We start from the raw sequence: 16,994 nt of genomic DNA on the forward strand, positions 1-16,994 counted from the left end.
TTTGTTGACACTATTCTGTGTAAACGATATAATTGATACATTACATCCGCGCAATCGCGGACACGACAGACAACTGACGACTCCGTCAGTTATCACAAACAAAAGGGAGGACTTATCTATGAAACGTAAACTCGCATTAGCAATGGTACTGGCAATGACAGCATCTATGGCTCAGCCTGTTCTCGCAGCAGACAGCAAAACTACTCTTGATGTCATCATCAGCCAGTATGGTACCCAGACACAGGCATGGTGGTCTCAGTTCGAAAAAGATTTTGAAGCAGAAAATCCTGATGTTGATCTGAATATAGAGATTGTTTCATGGAATGATCTTTATACAAAAGTAAATACACTTGTTGCAAACAACAATGCACCTGACATCCTGAACATCGACGTTCTTGCAGACTATGTTGCTGACGATCTGCTGATGCCGGCTACCGAATATGCATCTGAAGATCTCCAGTCCAAATTCTTCCCGGCATTCTGGGACGCAAGTACCATCGATGATACTGTATATGCATTACCGATTCTCGCATCCTGTCGTGCACTCTTCTACAACAAGGACATCCTTGATGAAGCAGGTGCATCTGTTCCGACTACATGGGCAGAGATTCAGGAAACTGCACAGAAGATCAAAGATAAATTCGGCGACGACGTTTATCCATGGGGTATTGATATGACAACTGACGAAGGTCAGGCTGCATTCTCCTACTACACATGGAACAACGGCGGCGGATTCGTTGATGAAAACGGTGACTGGGCTCTGAACAGCGAAAAGAATGTAGAAGCTCTGAATTTTGCAGTCGGTCTTGTAAACGACGGCTACACCAACTCCGATCCGGCTAACGAAACACGTTATGACCTTCAGGATATGTTCGGTGCAAGCAAAGTTGCAATGATGATCGGACCAAACAACATTCCGACTTATCTTTCCGACGGCGGATATGACATCAACTACGATGTAACTACTATCCCGGCTAACGAAGGCTGCGAATCCGTAGCTATGGGTGTTTGTGACCGTCTCGAAGTATTCAAGGATGATTCTGCAGAGGATCAGGATGCCCGTACAGCTGCCATCACCAAATTCTTCGACTTCTTCTATGATGACGAACGTTATGCAGATTACATGGTATACGAAGGATTCCTTCCTACCACACAGACAGCTGCTGATCTTCTTGCAAAAGACGATGACACATTCGCATCCTGGATCGACATCCTTCAGAGCTGCAACTTCTATCCGGCAACAAAGACAGAATGGGCAGACGTAAAACAGGGTGTTATCGAAGTAGAGCAGAACGCACTTCTCGGTGATGATGTGCAGACACTCCTTGACGATCTTCAGGCTGATATCGCAGGCTGATCGCATATTATGAACTGAATGCAACTTAACCGGGAGCCGGAACTTTAGTGACCGGCTCCCGCTTGTGTCTGAACTAAATAATCTGGTGGTGTAAAATATGAAAAAAAAGAAACCTTTTGCTGCTGTAGAGCCTTATCTCTGGCTCCTCCCCAGCATCCTGCTTATGACGGTCTTTATCCTCTTTCCGATCTTTGAAGTTTTCCGTACTTCTATGAGTGAGGTAAGTAAAGCCGGCCTTATCAAGGGCTTCTGCGGACTTGACAACTTTACCAAAGTTCTCAGAGGTTCTACCTTCAAACTTGTATTACACAATACAATCGTATGGACTGTTGCCGTTGTTGTAATCTCCACTGTCTTCGGCTTCATCCTCGCCCTTGTACTGAACAACAAATTCCGCTGCCGTAAAGCGGTTCGTGCAATCGTTGTATTTCCATGGGCGACTTCCCTGATCATTCAGGCAGGTGTCTGGAAATTCATCATTGATAAAGACTACGGTGCATTAAACACCCTTTTAATGAAAATCGGTCTGATTTCCAGTCCTGTTAACTGGACGCCGACTCCTCAGGCATATTTTGCATGGGAAATTTTTGTAGGTATCTTTGTTACCGTACCGTTTGTAACTTTCTGCGTACTTTCCGGACTGCAGAGCATTGATAATTCCTACTACGAGGCAGCAACTGTCGACGGAGCAAACTACTGGCAGAAACTTTTCAAGATCACTCTTCCGCTGGTAAAATCCTCCCTGACTGTAAGTACTGTGCTGAATATCATTTATGTATTCAACTCATTCCCTATTATCTGGACAATAACCAAGGGTGACCCGGCAAGCCGTACGGATACTCTTGTTACATACCTTTATAAACTTGCCTTTTATAAAGGAAAATCCGGTGAGGCAGCAGCAGTATCCGTGATCGGTTTCCTGATCCTGTGTCTGTGCGCATCCATTTATATGGTCGTTTCACTCAGAAAGGAGGAAGAATAATGAATAATCATACACGCGGCACAAAACATGTCATTCTCCGTGTTCTTCTTTACCTTTTTGTGATTCTGGTCGTACTTGTAACCCTGTATCCATATTTTGTTATGTTTACAACTGCAGCCAAAAGCCGTGCAGAAATCTATTCTACCGACGGAACCTTACTTCCGATCCACTGGCTCTGGCAGAACTTCAAAGATATCTGGACGCTGGCACCGCTTTCCAGATATTTCATTAACTCCCTGATCGTTGCCGGCGGTTCTACCCTGATTGCGATCATATGTGGCATTCCTGCTGCTTATGCACTTGCACGAATGAAATTCAAAGGCAAAAAAATCTTTCTGGGAATCGTTATCATCTCCCAGATGTTTGCACCGGTTGTCCTTCTGGTCGGTATTTACAAGATCATGTCTACCTTCGGAATGACTGACAGTCTTGTAGGTCTTGTATTTATCAACGCAGCATTTAACCAGGCCTTTGCGATCTGGCTTCTGCGCGGTACTTTCATCTCCATTTCTCCGGAAATGGAACAGGCAGCAACTGTTGACGGCTGTGGCAAAGTGTCTGCTCTGATCCGCATTCTTCTGCCTGTAGCTGCACCGGGAATCGTAACTGCACTGATCTTCGTATTCATCAATGCATGGAACGAATATACCGTTGCCCTGACACTGATCTCAACAGATGTTCTCAAACCGCTGACTGTCGGCATTACCATCTTCAACGGATATAACATGGTAGAATGGCAGTATCTGTTTGCATCTTCTCTGTTCGCAACAGTACCGGTCATCATCCTGTTTGTCCTGATCGAGAAACATCTGGTCGGCGGACTTACATCCGGCGGTGTCAAAGGCTAAATCTTATGACATCAAAAAAGCTTCGAAACCAGGAAAGTTTCGAAGCTTTTTTATTGCTCTTTAATGTATTATTGGTATTTCTTTATGATCTCGTTCATCTGCGGAAGTTTTTCCTGCATATCTTTTACCAGTGTCAGCTGTGTTCTGCAGCGATCCAGATTATGTCCTTCACGATGGATCTTAAAATAATGATCTCCCTCCAGATAGTCGGTAAGGAAACGGATTCCGTTTTCGAATGTCATAAGTATCGCACCCAGCGGAAGTGTCTCAATCTCCAGATCTGTCAGCGCACCGCCACAGCCCTCAATAAAGCCTTTTGCATATACTTCAAATAAATGAAGATCGCAGGATACTTTCGACAGATCTTTTTCATCTTCTGCCGCAGTACTTGCGCCAAAACGGACAGAATCACCAAAATCGTGCGCTGCAAGTCCCGGCATAACTGTATCCAGCTCGATTACACAGATACCTTTTCCGGTCTCATCATCGATCATGATATTGTTAAGCTTTGTATCATTGTGTGTAACACGAAGCGGCAGCTTACCTTCCTGCTGTAAATCATATAAAGCATGTGTCAGTTCTTCTCTCTCGAGAATGAAGTTGATTTCTTTCTGTACAGAAGCAGCTCTTCCGCAGACATCTTCTCTGACTGCTTTTTTGAATTTTTCCAGACGATCCGGTGTATTGTGAAAATCTTTGATCGTCTCATGCAATGTCTCAGCCGGATAATCAGCCAGAAGTCTCTGGAAGTGTCCGAAAGAAACAGCACTCTGGTAGAAATCATTATCATCTTTTACAGCATCATAAGAAGTCGCGCCCTCAATAAAAAGGTAAACTCTCCAGTACTCACCTTTGGAGTCTCTGAAATACGGAAGGTTCTCCTGACTCTTTACGATCGTAAGCGTCTCTCTCTCCGGATCTCCGCCATTTGCGATGATCTTTTTGCGAAGCCATGAAGTGACGCCTCCAATATTTTCCATCAGTCCGACAGGATCTTTAAAAATGCTTTTGCTCATCCGCTGCAGAATATATCTCTTTGTTCCGTTTGGAATCTCATATGTCAGGCGGTAAGTATCGTTAATGTGTCCGTTTCCATAAACAACACATTCATTCAGTTCTCCCGGAAGCTTAAATCCATCAATCGCTTCCTGTACTTTTTCGTTTATTTCCACTTATGCTTCCTCCCACAGTTTCTGCGGATACAGTCCCTGATCTTTCAGATTCTGGATTGCATCCATCACCATTGGTTTATCTTCTTTATAAGTTACACCATACCATTTGTCTTCGGATTTCAGCACCTTGACAGTTGCTTTCTTTTCCTGCAGAAGTTCATCTACAACAAACGGAAGGAAATATTCGCCCTTCATCGGATTATTTGCAATCGCATCATCCAGAAACGGACGGAAACGTGCTTTCAGTTCCTGTAAAATACTGTTTGAAAATCCCCACATATTCATAGAAACAATGCTGCCCTGCGGAAGCATCGTCCATGTCTTTCCATCATCTTCTGTATAAGCAGTACCACCATCATGCTTCTCGATATGTGTACGCTCATTGATCTTGATCAGATGGCCTTCTTCATCTGTCACACAGACTCCTCGTGCCACGTGACCATTCTCTGTCAGTGTATTTTCCAGTCTGTATCCTACCATCATATAATGATATACATCGTTATCTTTCTCTTCGGAAGTCAGGAAATCATATGCCATCTTAAATGCATGCACACCATAATAATCATCCGCATTGATTACTGCAAATGGCCCGCCAATCTCATCAATACAGCTTAACACCGCATGTCCGGTACCCCATGGTTTTACTCTGCCTTCCGGTACAGAATATCCCTCCGGAATATTTGTAAGCTCCTGGAATACATAAGCAACCTCGATCTGTTTGCTCAGACGGTCTCCGATTGCTTCACGGAACGCTTCTTCATTTTCTCTCTTTATAATAAATACAACTTTTTCAAATCCTGCTCTCACTGCATCATAGATAGAAAAATCCATGATGATATGGCCTTCTTTGTCAATCGGATCGATCTGTTTTAATCCGCCGTAACGACTTCCCATTCCTGCAGCCATAACTACTAAAACTGGTTTCTTCATCATTTCTCCTCCTGTTTTTTCCAACTGGATTTATGGTACAACACAAAACATCATAATACAATAATTTCTTTTTATATACAATCCTTATCTGAATGTTCCTTCATTATGATGACGTTTTAATTATAAATAGTATTTGCACAATTTCATTCTTTTTTTATACATTTAAGCATATCATTTGACTATTTACCACAATTTTATTACTATAATATTTAGAAACAATATTCAAAAACCACAAATTCTGTTCAGAAAGGATGTTTTTTCGTGGCTTATCAGAGCGTACATCTGGATTCAGAGCTTTCCATAGAAAAAATATACACGATCCACTACTACGAATACCAGAATGATTTTTACTTTTCAGGTGAACGTCATAACTTCTGGGAATTTCAGTGTGTGGATAAAGGTTCTGCAGAAATTGTGACCGATAACGGAAGTCATATACTGAACCGCAGTCAGGTAATTTTTCATCGACCGAACGAATTTCATACACTGAAAGCCGCCGGCAGAACCGCACCAAACATCATCGTAATTTCTTTTTCCTGTGATTCACCCTGCATGAATTTTTTTGAAAATAAAGTTCTTGAATTTTCAGACACTGAATGTGGCATCCTCGGGCGCATCATTGCAGAGGCACGAAACTGTTTTGTTTCGCCTCTCGATAATCCCTGTCTGGAAAAAATGGAAAAAAAAGACGATATTCCTTTTGGCGCACAGAAGCTTTTGACTTTGTATCTTGAAGAACTGCTGATCCATGTTATCCGACGCTACACAATGGCCCATTATTCTGCCTCTGCCGGTATCTATGATTCCTGTCAGTCCACTTCTGAAACCTGCCGCAATATCATTCATTATCTCGAACAGCATATCCGGGAATCCATGACGATCGATGAAATCTCAAAAAGCAATATGATCGGCCGTTCACAACTTCAGAAGCTTTTTCGCGATCAGTATCAATGTGGTGTAATTGAATTTTTTTCACGCATGAAAATCGACTTTGCCAAACAGCTTATCCGTGAAAACGATATGAATTTTACCCAGATTTCCGATTTTCTGGGATATTCGTCAATTCATTATTTTTCAAGACAGTTCAAAAAACTGTCCAGAATGACTCCTACGGAATATGCCACATCCATCAAAGCTATATCTGAACTTCCACAGCGTCATTCCTGATCGCAGGGATATAAAACTATAGAATATAAAGTCCGCCAGTCGGGCAAGGAGGAAAATATGCATATCTGCAAAGCAAAAAATTATCAGGAACTCAGCCGCAAGGCAGCCAATTTCATCGCTGCACAGGTGATTTTAAAACCAGCCAGCGTATTGGGCCTTGCTACCGGTTCTTCACCGATCGGAACCTATGAACATCTTGTTAAGATGTACGAAAACGGTGATCTTGATTTTTCACAGGTTACAACTGTAAACCTCGATGAATACAAAGGTCTGTCCGGTTCTGACAGGCAAAGCTACCGTTATTTTATGAACACCCATCTTTTCCACAAGATCAATATCAATTATTCAAATACCTACGTTCCGGACGGAACTGAACAGGATGCAGAAAAAGCATGCTCCGCTTACAACGAGCAGCTTCACAAAGTCGGTCCTGCTGACATTCAAATCCTCGGTCTTGGCCACGATGGCCATATCGGTTTCAATGAACCATCTGATCACTTTGAAGACGAAACGCATTGTGTAGATCTGACAGAAACTACGATTCAGGCAAACAAGCGCTTCTTCGAAAGCGAAGCAGACGTTCCACGTCAGGCTTATACTATGGGAATCGGTACGATCATGCGATGCAAAAAGATTCTGCTCGTTGTCAGTGGAAGTGACAAAGCACAGATTCTTAAAAAGGTCGTTCAGGGACCTGTAACTTCACAGGTACCGGGATCGATTCTCCAGTTCCATCCGGACTGTACGATCATTGCTGATGAAGCTGCTCTGTCCGAAATGGACATTTGATCATACGCACCAACAAAAAGGAGCCGGTGTACTAAAACACCAGCTCCATTTTTGTACCCTTTCCGGGTTCACTTTCCAGTTTGATCTGTGCGTTATGAAGAATCGCACCATGTTTTACAATAGAAAGCCCAAGGCCTGTACCTCCGGTTTCCCGTGAATGACTCTTATCCACCCGGTAAAAGCGTTCAAAGATCCTCTTCTGTTCATCCTCTGCAATTCCGATTCCATTGTCTTCCACGCAGTAATACGGATGCTCTCCGTGCATTCCGAGTGAAATCTTCACCATACCTTTCGAGTCGGTATATCGAATTGCATTGTCTGCAATATTGAAAAGCATCTCATAAATGACATGACGGACACCATTCACTATTACCGGACTGCCATCCAGTGACACGGTGATATTTTTCTTTTCAGCAGCACTTTCGAGATGATGCACAATATCCTCTGCCATCTCATAAAGATCCACTTTCTCAAACGGCAGACCACTGCTCTTTTCGTCCAGTCTTGAAAGCTGGATGATATCTGCCACCAGAGCACTTAAGCGATGTGCCTCATGATAGATCCTGCCTGAAAATTCCGGTACTTTTTCTGGTGGAACCATCCCATTCACCATAAGCTCCGCATAACCGGAGATTGACATCAGCGGTGTTTTCAATTCATGGGAAACATTTGCCGAAAATTCTCTTCGCACGGCCTCTGCTTCTTTCAGTTCTTCTATCTGCCTGGCAATCTGCCGGTTCTGCTGGTCAACTCTTTTCAAAAGCGGCCGGAGCTCCTCATACTTTACTTCTTTCAGAGGTTCCTCCAGATCCAGTGTATTGATCGGTTCAATCAGGTCACGTGTCTGCCTGCGGACCAGCACAAATGCAACTGCAAGGATCACAATCAGCAGCCCTCCAAGAAGCAGAGAACTCGACAGCATCGTGGAAAAGACACTGTCCGTTGTTCTTCCGACACGAAGGATATCCCCGTCTGCCAGCTTTACCGCACAGTAAAAATTCTGTTTGGACAGGGTTTCTGAATATCGCAGTGATTCCGCATATCCACTTTTTTCTGCCTGGATAAACTCCGGACGATTGCTGTGGTTCTCAAGTTCTGCAGAATCTTCCAGAGAATCAAACAATACATTTCCTTTCGGATCCAGAAGTGTGATACGAGCCGAAGTTGCCTGACCAAGGGCTTCATCCAGATAGGAATTGCCCATCTTTTCGACTCCATCCTGAATGTATTTTGTACTGTCCCGAACGCTCTCTTTCAAATCTTCATTGTACTTTCCATACATGACAAGTCCTGCGGCAAGAAACGTAAGAAGTACAGAAAAAACAATCAGAAAACAGGTATGATTCAAGATTTTTTTTCGCATATTATACTCCGATCCGGTAACCGACTCCTCGTACAGTTTCTATCAGATTTCCTGCTTCGCCAAGCTTCTGGCGTAGTGTACGGACATGGACATCAACTGTTCTTGTCTCACCATCAAAATCATATCCCCATACATGACAGAGGATCTGATTTCTGCTCATGACCAGTCCCTGATTTTCCATCAGGTACTGAAGCAGTTCAAATTCTTTACGTGTCAGTTCAACACTCGTATCCTTCCAGCGAACCTTATGCCTGCCTACAGACAGACTCAGATCACCAGTTCTCAGTTCTTTGTCATCTTCCTGTTTGGAACAGCGGCGAAGAACCGCTTTTACCCTTGCCACAAACTCCATCATCCCGAAAGGCTTCGTGATGTAGTCATCTGCGCCGGCCTCCAGACCTTTTACCTTGTCATACTCGGCTTCCTTCGCTGTGACCATGATCACCGGGATTCCTCTGGTATCTCTTGATAATTTCAGACTTTCCAGTATGCTGTATCCGTCTTCCCCCGGAAGCATGATATCCAGAAGAATCAGATCCGGAAGTTCTTCTTTTAATGCAATGCGGAGTTCTTTGGCATTCGCCATTCCTTTCGCAGAAAATCCGGTCGTTTCCAGAGTATAGATCAGAAGTTCCCTGATATTTTTTTCATCTTCTACGCAATAGATCATTCTGTATCCGTCCTTTCTCACTGTAATTGTCTGTAAAAACAGATTTTTTATGGAAGTACATATTCTTTATGCAGTTCCCCCAGACGGTTATAATAGGAATCATCCGGTTCATTTTTGAGGCTTTCCAGATGACTGTGTGTGTCATAAAGATTTTCTCTTACCTGTGTAACACAGACACTTATATTTGAACAGTGGTCTGCAATACGCTCCAGACTCGTAATAAGGTCTGTGAGGATAAAGCCCATTTCAATCGTACATTCTCCTAAACGCAGACGATTGACATGACGGCGTTTCAGTTCTTTGCTCAGCTCATCAACGATTTCTTCAAGTGGTTCCACATCGCTGACAAGATTCAGATCCTGCCTGTCAAAAACCTGATATGCCGTATCCACAATCCTGCTTACCACTGCGACCAGCACCTGAAGTTCATTCCTTGCCTGCGGTGAAAAACTGATATTCTTTTCATGGAGCTCCTGCGCGGATTCCATAATATTTACCGCATGATCGGAAATACGTTCAAAATCGCCGATACAGTGCAGCATGATCGATACACTGTGGCTGTCTCTTTCTGACAGATCCTTGTTATTCAGCTTAACCAGATATGTACCAAGTTCATCCTCGTAACGGTCAATTTTTGACTCAAGTTTCTGGACTCTCTCTGCCTGTTCATCACTGTATGAATATATCAGTCCAAGTGCAATATCCAGTATCTTTCTGGAATCCTGCTCCATATGTTTTGCCGCATTTCTTCCCTGCTCTACTGCGAAAGCCGGTTTTTCCAGAAAACGGGATTCAAGAATCATAAATTCCTGGTCTTCTCTGCTGACCTCATCCACTTTGTCGTCGCGGATCGTAAGACAGGCAAGTTTTACAAGAAGGTTAGAGAACGGAAGCCATACAAGTGTTGCCGTGATATTGAATACACTGTGTGTGATCGCAATTGTTGCCGGTGTTGCCATCTGTGCCATAAACGGAAAATGCACAGCTGCGTTAATCATATAGAAAAGTACCATAAATACAACGGTTCCGATCAGGTTGAAATACAGATGGATCATTGCCGCACGCTTTGCGTTTTTGTTTGCACCGATTGCAGAAAGAAGTGCGGTCACACAGGTACCGATATTCTGTCCCATAATGATCGGAAATGCAGAACTATACGGAACCGCTCCGGTCATACAAAGAGCCTGCAGGATACCTACAGATGCAGAAGATGACTGAATGATCGCAGTCAGGACCGTACCTGCAAGAATACCTGCTACCGGATTGGAAAACTTCAGAAGAAGTCCTGTAAATTCCGGAACATCTGCCAGAGGTTTCACTGCTCCGCTCATGCTTTCCATACCAAACATCAGTACTGCAAAACCGAGAAGGATCGTTCCGACATCTTTTTTACGGGAACTTTTTGTAAAAGTCAGAAGTACAATTCCGATCAGTGCAAGAATCGGTGAAAATGCGCTCGGTTTAAGAAGACTGATAAAAAAGTTGCTGCTCTCGATACCGGTAAGGCTTAAGATCCATGATGTGATCGTCGTACCGATATTGGCACCCATAATGATGCCGACTGCCTGTGTAAGTTTCATGATGCCGGAGTTTACAAATCCGACAACCATAACGGTCGTCGCAGAAGACGACTGGATCACAGCAGTCACACACATGCCGAGAAGTACCGCTTTCCATTTGCTGGAAGTCAGGTTTTCAAGAATCTGCTCGAGTTTTCCTCCTGATACTTTGGCAAGCCCGTCTCCCATAACCTGCATTCCGTACAGGAACATGGCGAGACCTCCAAGTAATGTTAATATGCTGAAAAAGTCCATATTATTCTCCTTTACATAGATTTCATATGGTTTCATCATATTTGCGGCTTGTAAAGTTCTCACCAGTTTTATGTTAAATCTTTGTAAAATCGAATTTTACATAACTTTGTCGGATTTTACATTCTAAAAACTGCGGATATTTTCGTCCTCATCACCGGTTTTGTCAATGGAACGGATGAGCAGATAATAACTGACATTCTCATTTACTTTTACCAGTACACGGTCTCCGACCCTGTGTCCCTTGAGAGCTTTGCCGATCGGTGATTCGATGCTGACACGATTCTCCATAGAATTTCCACGAATAGATGTAACGAGTTTGTATTTTTCTACTTCACCGTCTTCTTCAAATTCCACCTCAACGATATCATCCATTCCGACCTCGTCAGATTTCGAAGAGTCATCCACTACTGTCGCTGTTTTTAACATTCTCTCCAGATAACGGATGCGGCTTTCATTCTGATTTTTGTGTTTCTTTGCTGCATAATATTCAAAATTCTCACTGAGGTCGCCCTGTGCACGGGCTTCTTTGACCGCTTCGATTGCTTCCTTTCTTATGACAAGCTTGCGGTGTTCGATCTCTTCCTCAATTTTTTCTACGTCTCTTTTTGTAAGTTTTTCTCCCATTTTTATTCACTCCTACTGAATTTCAATGATACGACTGTCACCGAAGTATTTCCCCTGACAGCCTTTTTATGCCAAAGTATGCGAGAGAAGCTGCCAGTGGCAGGTTCTCTGTATTGCCTATCAGTATACACAAATTTATCGAAATTGTACACCCGTCAACATCCGGCGTTTCTTATAGAATTTCTCCCCAAAACTTCTTTATAAAAATAAACTGAGAGCCCTCCATGGCATTTCCCATCCATAAAGATCAGAATGCGCCACGTTGAACTCTCCTTTTTCTTATTATATATTCTTTTTATTCCTCATCCGCCTGATAGATACTTACATATCCTCTTTCTTCCACACGGACGATCTGCTCTGTTTCCTCGGTGCTGTCCGGAAATATCCCGTCCGCCTCAAACTGCACACAGGTTCCGCAGGAGGAACTTAAGTTCCGTGGAACCGGCATGACCATTGCCTTCAGGTTCATTTTTTCACAGTTTTTGCGGAACTGGATGGCACCGTAATGCGAATAAAAAGTTGCAATATAAGTCATCATTTTGTGATCTTGAGCAGGAAATCATCGCCCTGCTTTTGTACCTTTACCTGATAGCCCTGATGCAGCACAAAACGAGAAACGTTTTCCTTTGCAACGACATTGTCGACAAGTACTTCATATGCGGCCTCTTTTGATGCCATCGCATTTTTTGTCTGAATTACCGGTTCCGGGCAGGAAAGCCCTCTTGCATCTACTCTTTTCATATTCTTTCTCCTTTCAGGCTTCTGCTTTTCTCGTGGAATTCACAACCGCGATCACTGCCACAACCACAATGCCGATCACAACTGCGATCTTACCGTTTGCTGTCGGACCATCGGCTGAAGATGCCAGACCAAAGTTGTGTGAAAAAGCCGCACCTGCCATCAGTCCGAGAACAGCTACAACAGAGTCTGTATTTCCCTCTCCGGAAAGAATGAGCTGGCGCATCGGGCAGCCACCGAGAAGAATGCAGGCAAAACCTGCCAGATACATACCAAGTGCATTCCACAGTCCGTTGGTGTGTGCGATTGGCTGACCTGCAAATCCCGGATTAAAGAATGCGGTACCTGTCACAGCGCCAAGAATCAGGTTCATGACAAGTGCACTTATAAGAATTGCCACAAATCCGAAGAGCAGTTTGTACTCACCAAACAAAACTGCATCGCGGATACCGCCAACCATGCAGAGACGGGTTCTCTGTGCAACAATACCAACGATCACACCTGCTGCCAGAGAAATCAGGATTGCCGCATGTTTTGCTCCCGGACCGCCTTCCGGTTCTGTAAAGTGGATAAATGCCGGAGCAGCCACCAGAAGAATCAGCATTACGATCTGGAACGCCGGATAAACAGCACCTTCCAGTTTCGGCATCTTGTAAGAACGTTTCAGAGTGTAGCCTTTTTTCAGGAAAAATGTTCCTGTCAGGATACCGCATACAAAACCAACCAGACCGAAGATGGCATTTCCGTCACCACCTGCCAGACGCAGGATCATACGGAACGGGCATCCAAGGAACATCAGACATCCGATCATAGCAAATGCACCCAGTGTAAATCTCGTGATCGGTGCAGAACCACCGCGTGGACGAAATTCTTTTGTGATCAGTGACACAATACATGCGCCCAGTACCAGACCGATGATCTCCGGACGGATATACTGTACGGCTGCTGCGGAATGAAGACCAAGTGCTCCTGTCGTATCTCGCAGGAAACATGCAATACAGAATCCCATGTTTGCCGGATTTCCGAAGAATACCAGCATTGCCGAAATCACACCGATCAGGATTCCGGCTATAACAATTGTTGTCTTCTCTTTTTTCATTTGTTTGTTACCTTCCTTTCCCTCTTGTGCTAAATTTTTTGTAATCTGCACACTTTCTTTGTATAAATCATAACATCTTATTGACAAAATCACTAATTCAATATAGTCTTATTTTATGGTTATTTATAGACAATTTTTATAAATCAATTTAACTCTGACATTGTGAGGTGGATTTTTATGAAAAAGATATATCTGGATCAGGCAAGTACTTCTTATCCCAAAGCGCCTTCTGTTGCCCGGGCAGTATACGATTATCTGAGCGGTTCTGCCGTAAATGTAAACCGCGGTGGTTATCAGGCTGCTTATTCTGTGGAAGAACAAATTTTCGAGACAAGAGAACAGCTTCTCCGACTTTTTCATTTCACTTCAGGAAAAGGCAAAAACGTGATCTTTACCCCAAATATCACCACAAGCCTGAACATTCTTCTCAAAGGATTGTTAAAGCCCGGTGATCATGTGCTTGTCTCCTCCATGGAACACAATGCTATCATGCGTCCACTTGTGCAGCTCGCCGGGAACGGGGTAACTTTTGACCGCATCCCCTGCCGTAAAGACGGGTCTCTTCTTATAGAAAAGGCAGAGGCACTTCTTCGTCCCAAGACACGGCTTCTGGTCTGTCTGCATGCCTCTAATGTCTGTGGAACGATGATGCCTGTTCAGAAACTGAGTGCCTTTTGTCAGAAACATCATTTACTGTTTATTCTCGATACTGCCCAGACAGCCGGAACCGTCCCGATCGATATGGAAGCTCTGCATCTGGACGCACTTGCATTTACCGGCCACAAAAGCTTACGCGGACCGCAGGGAATCGGTGGTTTCCTGATCACAAATGAACTGGCAGCGCAGATCGAACCTCTGATCAGCGGCGGCACCGGCAGTGTTTCCCACACCGAGGAAGTTCCTGCTTTTCTTCCTGACCGCTTCGAACCCGGTACACCAAATATCCCGGGAATTCTGGGTCTGCACGCTGCACTTTCCGATCTTGAAAAGACTTCTATGGAAGAAAGCTTTCAGCATGAAATGAAGCTGACACAGGAATTTATAGACGGAATTCAGGCACTGGATCCCTTCGAAAAAAACATCCGTATCATCGGTAAAAAAAATACAACTGACCGGTGTGCAGTTGTATCACTCCAGACTCTCCAGCCTGATATGTCCATGGTTGCCTACGAACTTGACAGCACTTACAGCATCATGACGCGCGTCGGACTCCACTGCGCCCCGAGCGCTCACAAAACACTTGGCACCTACCCGGAAGGAACGATTCGTTTTTCCTTCGGTTCGGAAAATACGCGGCATGACGTAGATCAGGCACTGCATGCACTTGCAGAAATTACTGGAACACTTTGTATTTTATAATATTTGCATCATATTTTATCCAGGAGATTACATCATGGAATTTAAACAGTTGGAAGCTTTTGTTGCCGTTGTTGATTACGGAAGCTTTTCGGAAGCAGCCCGCAAGCTTTATCTCACACAGCCTACAATCAGTGCACATGTGCGTTCCCTTGAGGAAGAACTGCATACCAGGCTGATCCTGCGCACTACGAAAAAAACAACGATCACGACCAGAGGATATCAGCTTTATGACAGTGCTGTCCGTATGTTGGAGATCCGCAATAATCTTCTGGAAAATTTCACCGGTGTGAAAAAACACATGATCGACCTCGCAGCTTCGACTATCCCGTCCTCTTACCTGCTTCCTGAAATCCTGGCAGCCTTCGGCAAAACACACCCGGATATCTATTTTCATTCGATTCAGGCAGACAGCGCCGAATCCATCAACCGTGTTCTTGACGGAACGGCAGATCTTGCTCTGGTCGGACAGAATACACGCGATGAGACCTGCGTCTTTCTTCCGTTCTGTCAGGATGAGCTGGTCATTGCCACACCGATCACCAGCCATTATCTCGGCCTGCAGAACAAATCAGTGACTTTTGAAGATTTTATCAAAGATCCTGTCATTATCCGAGAAAAAGGCTCCGGCACAAAGAAAGAAATGGATCTTTTTCTCGAGCAGATCGGTGTCACGCCCAGTGACCTCAATGTTATCGCACGCATGAATGACCTTGAAGGCATCAAAAAATCTATCGTCAACGGTCTGGGAATTTCTATACTTTCTGCCCGCTCTGCCATCGACCTGCAAAAAACAAAGCAGATTCTTCTTTTTCCATTAGAAGAATCTGCTCATAAAAGAACGTTTTATATTGTTTACAGTAAGAACCGTATCCTGAAACCACACGTACGACAGTTTATCCAGTTCGTCCAGAATTTTTACAGAACATTCTGAATTACCAGCATTTTTTGCATGCTTCATATCCCTGCGAAAGTGCCTGTGATTCTGTCTCCTGCATAGCTTTGTCCGGATTCATATTTCCGCAGTCCGGAATGCTGTGATATTTGCTTCCGGTTGCGGAGATCCAGACCATGCGTCCCTGTGTGTCGGAAGTATCGGTTTCCGCCGCATAGGATTCTGTTGCGGCTGCATCATTCGTATCCCGTTCACTCTGATCCGCAGAACTGTCTGTACTCTGTTTTTCGCTTCCCGATGTATAATCGTTACACGGTTCCTGATTCCAGCTTATCGTATTTCCGTCAGAAAGAGCGATGACCGTTCCCTGATCGTCTGTACGGAAGACCGGAATATCCATATCAGAAAGTTTTCCCATGGTCTCCGCTGCCGGATGACCATAGGAATTGTTCAGTCCGCAGCTGATCACTGCCCATGACGGTGAAGCTGCTTCCAGAAGATCCCAGGATGTTGAGGATGCCGAACCGTGGTGTCCGAGGCTTAATACGTCACAGTCCAGATTCATTCCCGTACTGATCATGTCCTGCTCACTCGTCTCTTCCGCATCTCCCATAAACATAAAGCTGTTGTTTCCGTTTACCAGCCGGATAACCACGGAGTTATCGTTGCTGTTCTGAGAAATTCCATCCGGTGCCATCACGGTAAAACTTCCGGTTCCAAACTCATAAGTATCACCGACTGACGGATATTCTACAATGATCGCATGTGCCGTCGCCGTATTCATAAAAGTATTAAATAAATCCGACGTATGTACATAATCAGAACCCAACACATGGTCCACTTCAAAATTATCCAGACATTTTACAAGGCCGCCCAGATGGTCTTCATCGTAATGAGATGAGATCATGTAGTTGATGGTTTCTACCTGCTGGTTTTTCAGGTACTGCACCACTTCATCCGCATGTGACCTGTTTCCGCCATCGTAAAGAAGGTTTTCTCCTCCCGACTGTACAAGAATCGCCAGTCCCTGACCCACATCAATAAAATGAACAGCCATATTGCCCTGCCCGTCTGCCTTCGCAGTAACAGCACTTCCCGGTAAAACAAGGGTCAGTGCCAGTAGCACGGACAGTATAAATGTCACAAATCTGTTTTGTTTTTTCATATATTTTATCCCTCCCGTAATCTAA

General features: G+C 44.2%; 17 protein-coding genes. 7 read left to right on the forward strand and 10 right to left on the reverse strand.

All coding sequences use genetic code 11. The features are described from left to right. The first annotated feature begins 118 nt into the window (after positions 1–118). The 3 genes from H8Z79_RS08240 to H8Z79_RS08250 all read left to right on the forward strand — a co-directional run bounded on the left by H8Z79_RS08240 (position 119) and on the right by H8Z79_RS08250 (position 3,187). On the forward strand, positions 119–1,357 hold the full coding sequence (locus H8Z79_RS08240) for an ABC transporter substrate-binding protein (protein WP_187002800.1): 1,239 nt from the start codon (positions 119–121) through the stop codon (positions 1,355–1,357). A gap of 97 nt (positions 1,358–1,454) precedes the next feature. Beyond that, positions 1,455–2,339 carry a carbohydrate ABC transporter permease gene (locus tag H8Z79_RS08245; RefSeq protein ID WP_015543398.1) on the forward strand — a complete coding sequence of 295 codons (885 nt, stop codon included), beginning with the start codon at positions 1,455–1,457 and terminating at the stop codon, positions 2,337–2,339. After that, positions 2,339–3,187 (forward strand): carbohydrate ABC transporter permease, encoded by an 849-nt coding sequence (locus H8Z79_RS08250; RefSeq protein ID WP_015543397.1) that lies wholly within the window; start codon positions 2,339–2,341, stop codon positions 3,185–3,187. The genes H8Z79_RS08245 and H8Z79_RS08250 overlap by 1 nt, the downstream gene beginning before the upstream one ends. 68 nt (positions 3,188–3,255) lie before the next feature. Here H8Z79_RS08250 and H8Z79_RS08255 read toward each other — a convergent pair whose 3' ends face one another. Together H8Z79_RS08255 and H8Z79_RS08260 are read right to left on the reverse strand one after the other, a co-directional pair. After that, complete coding sequence (locus H8Z79_RS08255) at positions 3,256–4,359, reverse strand: phosphotransferase enzyme family protein (protein WP_187002801.1); 1,104 nt, start codon at positions 4,357–4,359, stop codon at positions 3,256–3,258. After that, complete coding sequence (locus H8Z79_RS08260; RefSeq protein ID WP_015543396.1) at positions 4,360–5,289, reverse strand: sugar phosphate nucleotidyltransferase; 930 nt, start codon at positions 5,287–5,289, stop codon at positions 4,360–4,362. Positions 5,290–5,550: 261 nt separating this feature from the next. Between H8Z79_RS08260 and H8Z79_RS08265 the strand changes: the two genes are divergently transcribed. Further along, a complete protein-coding gene (locus H8Z79_RS08265; RefSeq protein WP_187002802.1) occupies positions 5,551–6,456 on the forward strand; it encodes a helix-turn-helix domain-containing protein in 906 nt (301 codons plus the stop codon). Positions 6,457–6,513: 57 nt separating this feature from the next. Continuing rightward, positions 6,514–7,245: a glucosamine-6-phosphate deaminase gene (nagB, locus tag H8Z79_RS08270; RefSeq protein WP_015543395.1), complete on the forward strand. Its 732-nt coding sequence runs from the start codon at positions 6,514–6,516 to the stop codon at positions 7,243–7,245. A 31-nt stretch (positions 7,246–7,276) separates the two neighbouring features. Here nagB and H8Z79_RS08275 read toward each other — a convergent pair whose 3' ends face one another. The 7 genes from H8Z79_RS08275 to yedE form a co-directional block, all read right to left on the reverse strand. Next, the gene (locus H8Z79_RS08275; RefSeq protein ID WP_187002803.1) at positions 7,277–8,608 is read right to left on the reverse strand and encodes a sensor histidine kinase; all 1,332 of its coding nucleotides are present in this window, start codon (positions 8,606–8,608) and stop codon (positions 7,277–7,279) included. A gap of 1 nt (position 8,609) precedes the next feature. Further along, complete coding sequence (locus H8Z79_RS08280; protein WP_187002804.1) at positions 8,610–9,278, reverse strand: winged helix-turn-helix domain-containing protein; 669 nt, start codon at positions 9,276–9,278, stop codon at positions 8,610–8,612. Between the two features lie 47 nt (positions 9,279–9,325). Continuing rightward, a complete protein-coding gene (locus tag H8Z79_RS08285) occupies positions 9,326–11,092 on the reverse strand; it encodes a Na/Pi cotransporter family protein (protein ID WP_118039142.1) in 1,767 nt (588 codons plus the stop codon). Positions 11,093–11,215: 123 nt separating this feature from the next. After that, on the reverse strand, positions 11,216–11,716 hold the full coding sequence (locus H8Z79_RS08290; protein WP_015543391.1) for a GreA/GreB family elongation factor: 501 nt from the start codon (positions 11,714–11,716) through the stop codon (positions 11,216–11,218). Positions 11,717–12,011: 295 nt separating this feature from the next. Next, positions 12,012–12,254 (reverse strand): DUF3343 domain-containing protein, encoded by a 243-nt coding sequence (locus H8Z79_RS08295; RefSeq protein ID WP_207661736.1) that lies wholly within the window; start codon positions 12,252–12,254, stop codon positions 12,012–12,014. Next, positions 12,251–12,457, reverse strand: a complete 207-nt coding sequence (locus H8Z79_RS08300; RefSeq protein ID WP_187002805.1) for a sulfurtransferase TusA family protein — start codon at positions 12,455–12,457, stop codon at positions 12,251–12,253. The genes H8Z79_RS08295 and H8Z79_RS08300 overlap by 4 nt, the downstream gene beginning before the upstream one ends. A 13-nt stretch (positions 12,458–12,470) precedes the next feature. Continuing rightward, positions 12,471–13,646 (reverse strand): YedE family putative selenium transporter, encoded by a 1,176-nt coding sequence (gene yedE / locus H8Z79_RS08305; protein WP_330607543.1) that lies wholly within the window; start codon positions 13,644–13,646, stop codon positions 12,471–12,473. A gap of 84 nt (positions 13,647–13,730) precedes the next feature. Here yedE and H8Z79_RS08310 point away from each other — a divergent pair, with 84 nt between their 5' ends. Then, the gene (locus tag H8Z79_RS08310) at positions 13,731–14,912 is read left to right on the forward strand and encodes an aminotransferase class V-fold PLP-dependent enzyme (RefSeq protein ID WP_015543390.1); all 1,182 of its coding nucleotides are present in this window, start codon (positions 13,731–13,733) and stop codon (positions 14,910–14,912) included. Positions 14,913–14,946: 34 nt separating this feature from the next. Then, a complete protein-coding gene (locus tag H8Z79_RS08315; protein ID WP_015543389.1) occupies positions 14,947–15,843 on the forward strand; it encodes a selenium metabolism-associated LysR family transcriptional regulator in 897 nt (298 codons plus the stop codon). A 1-nt stretch (position 15,844) separates the two neighbouring features. Here H8Z79_RS08315 and H8Z79_RS08320 read toward each other — a convergent pair whose 3' ends face one another. Then, positions 15,845–16,969, reverse strand: coding sequence for a ComEC/Rec2 family competence protein (locus H8Z79_RS08320; protein WP_015543388.1), 1,125 nt, complete (start codon positions 16,967–16,969; stop codon positions 15,845–15,847). Positions 16,970–16,994 lie beyond the last annotated feature (25 nt).

Origin of the sequence: Blautia intestinalis (assembly GCF_014297355.1) — a bacterium.
GTDB classification, from domain to species: Bacteria; Bacillota; Clostridia; order Lachnospirales; family Lachnospiraceae; genus Blautia_A; species Blautia_A intestinalis.

What these genes read in the sequence shown, in the direction of transcription:
- H8Z79_RS08240 (WP_187002800.1), top strand. Translation starts at nt 119, where the DNA reads ATGAAACGTAAACTCGCATTAGCAATGGTACTGGCAATGACAGCATCT.
- H8Z79_RS08245 (WP_015543398.1), top strand. Translation starts at nt 1,455, where the DNA reads ATGAAAAAAAAGAAACCTTTTGCTGCTGTAGAGCCTTATCTCTGGCTC.
- H8Z79_RS08250 (WP_015543397.1), top strand. Translation starts at nt 2,339, where the DNA reads ATGAATAATCATACACGCGGCACAAAACATGTCATTCTCCGTGTTCTT.
- H8Z79_RS08260 (WP_015543396.1), bottom strand. Translation starts at nt 5,289, where the DNA reads ATGAAGAAACCAGTTTTAGTAGTTATGGCTGCAGGAATGGGAAGTCGT.
- nagB (WP_015543395.1), top strand. Translation starts at nt 6,514, where the DNA reads ATGCATATCTGCAAAGCAAAAAATTATCAGGAACTCAGCCGCAAGGCA.
- H8Z79_RS08275 (WP_187002803.1), bottom strand. Translation starts at nt 8,608, where the DNA reads ATGCGAAAAAAAATCTTGAATCATACCTGTTTTCTGATTGTTTTTTCT.
- H8Z79_RS08280 (WP_187002804.1), bottom strand. Translation starts at nt 9,278, where the DNA reads ATGATCTATTGCGTAGAAGATGAAAAAAATATCAGGGAACTTCTGATC.
- H8Z79_RS08285 (WP_118039142.1), bottom strand. Translation starts at nt 11,092, where the DNA reads ATGGACTTTTTCAGCATATTAACATTACTTGGAGGTCTCGCCATGTTC.
- H8Z79_RS08290 (WP_015543391.1), bottom strand. Translation starts at nt 11,716, where the DNA reads ATGGGAGAAAAACTTACAAAAAGAGACGTAGAAAAAATTGAGGAAGAG.
- H8Z79_RS08295 (WP_207661736.1), bottom strand. Translation starts at nt 12,254, where the DNA reads ATGATGACTTATATTGCAACTTTTTATTCGCATTACGGTGCCATCCAG.
- H8Z79_RS08300 (WP_187002805.1), bottom strand. Translation starts at nt 12,457, where the DNA reads ATGAAAAGAGTAGATGCAAGAGGGCTTTCCTGCCCGGAACCGGTAATT.
- H8Z79_RS08310 (WP_015543390.1), top strand. Translation starts at nt 13,731, where the DNA reads ATGAAAAAGATATATCTGGATCAGGCAAGTACTTCTTATCCCAAAGCG.
- H8Z79_RS08315 (WP_015543389.1), top strand. Translation starts at nt 14,947, where the DNA reads ATGGAATTTAAACAGTTGGAAGCTTTTGTTGCCGTTGTTGATTACGGA.
- H8Z79_RS08320 (WP_015543388.1), bottom strand. Translation starts at nt 16,969, where the DNA reads ATGAAAAAACAAAACAGATTTGTGACATTTATACTGTCCGTGCTACTG.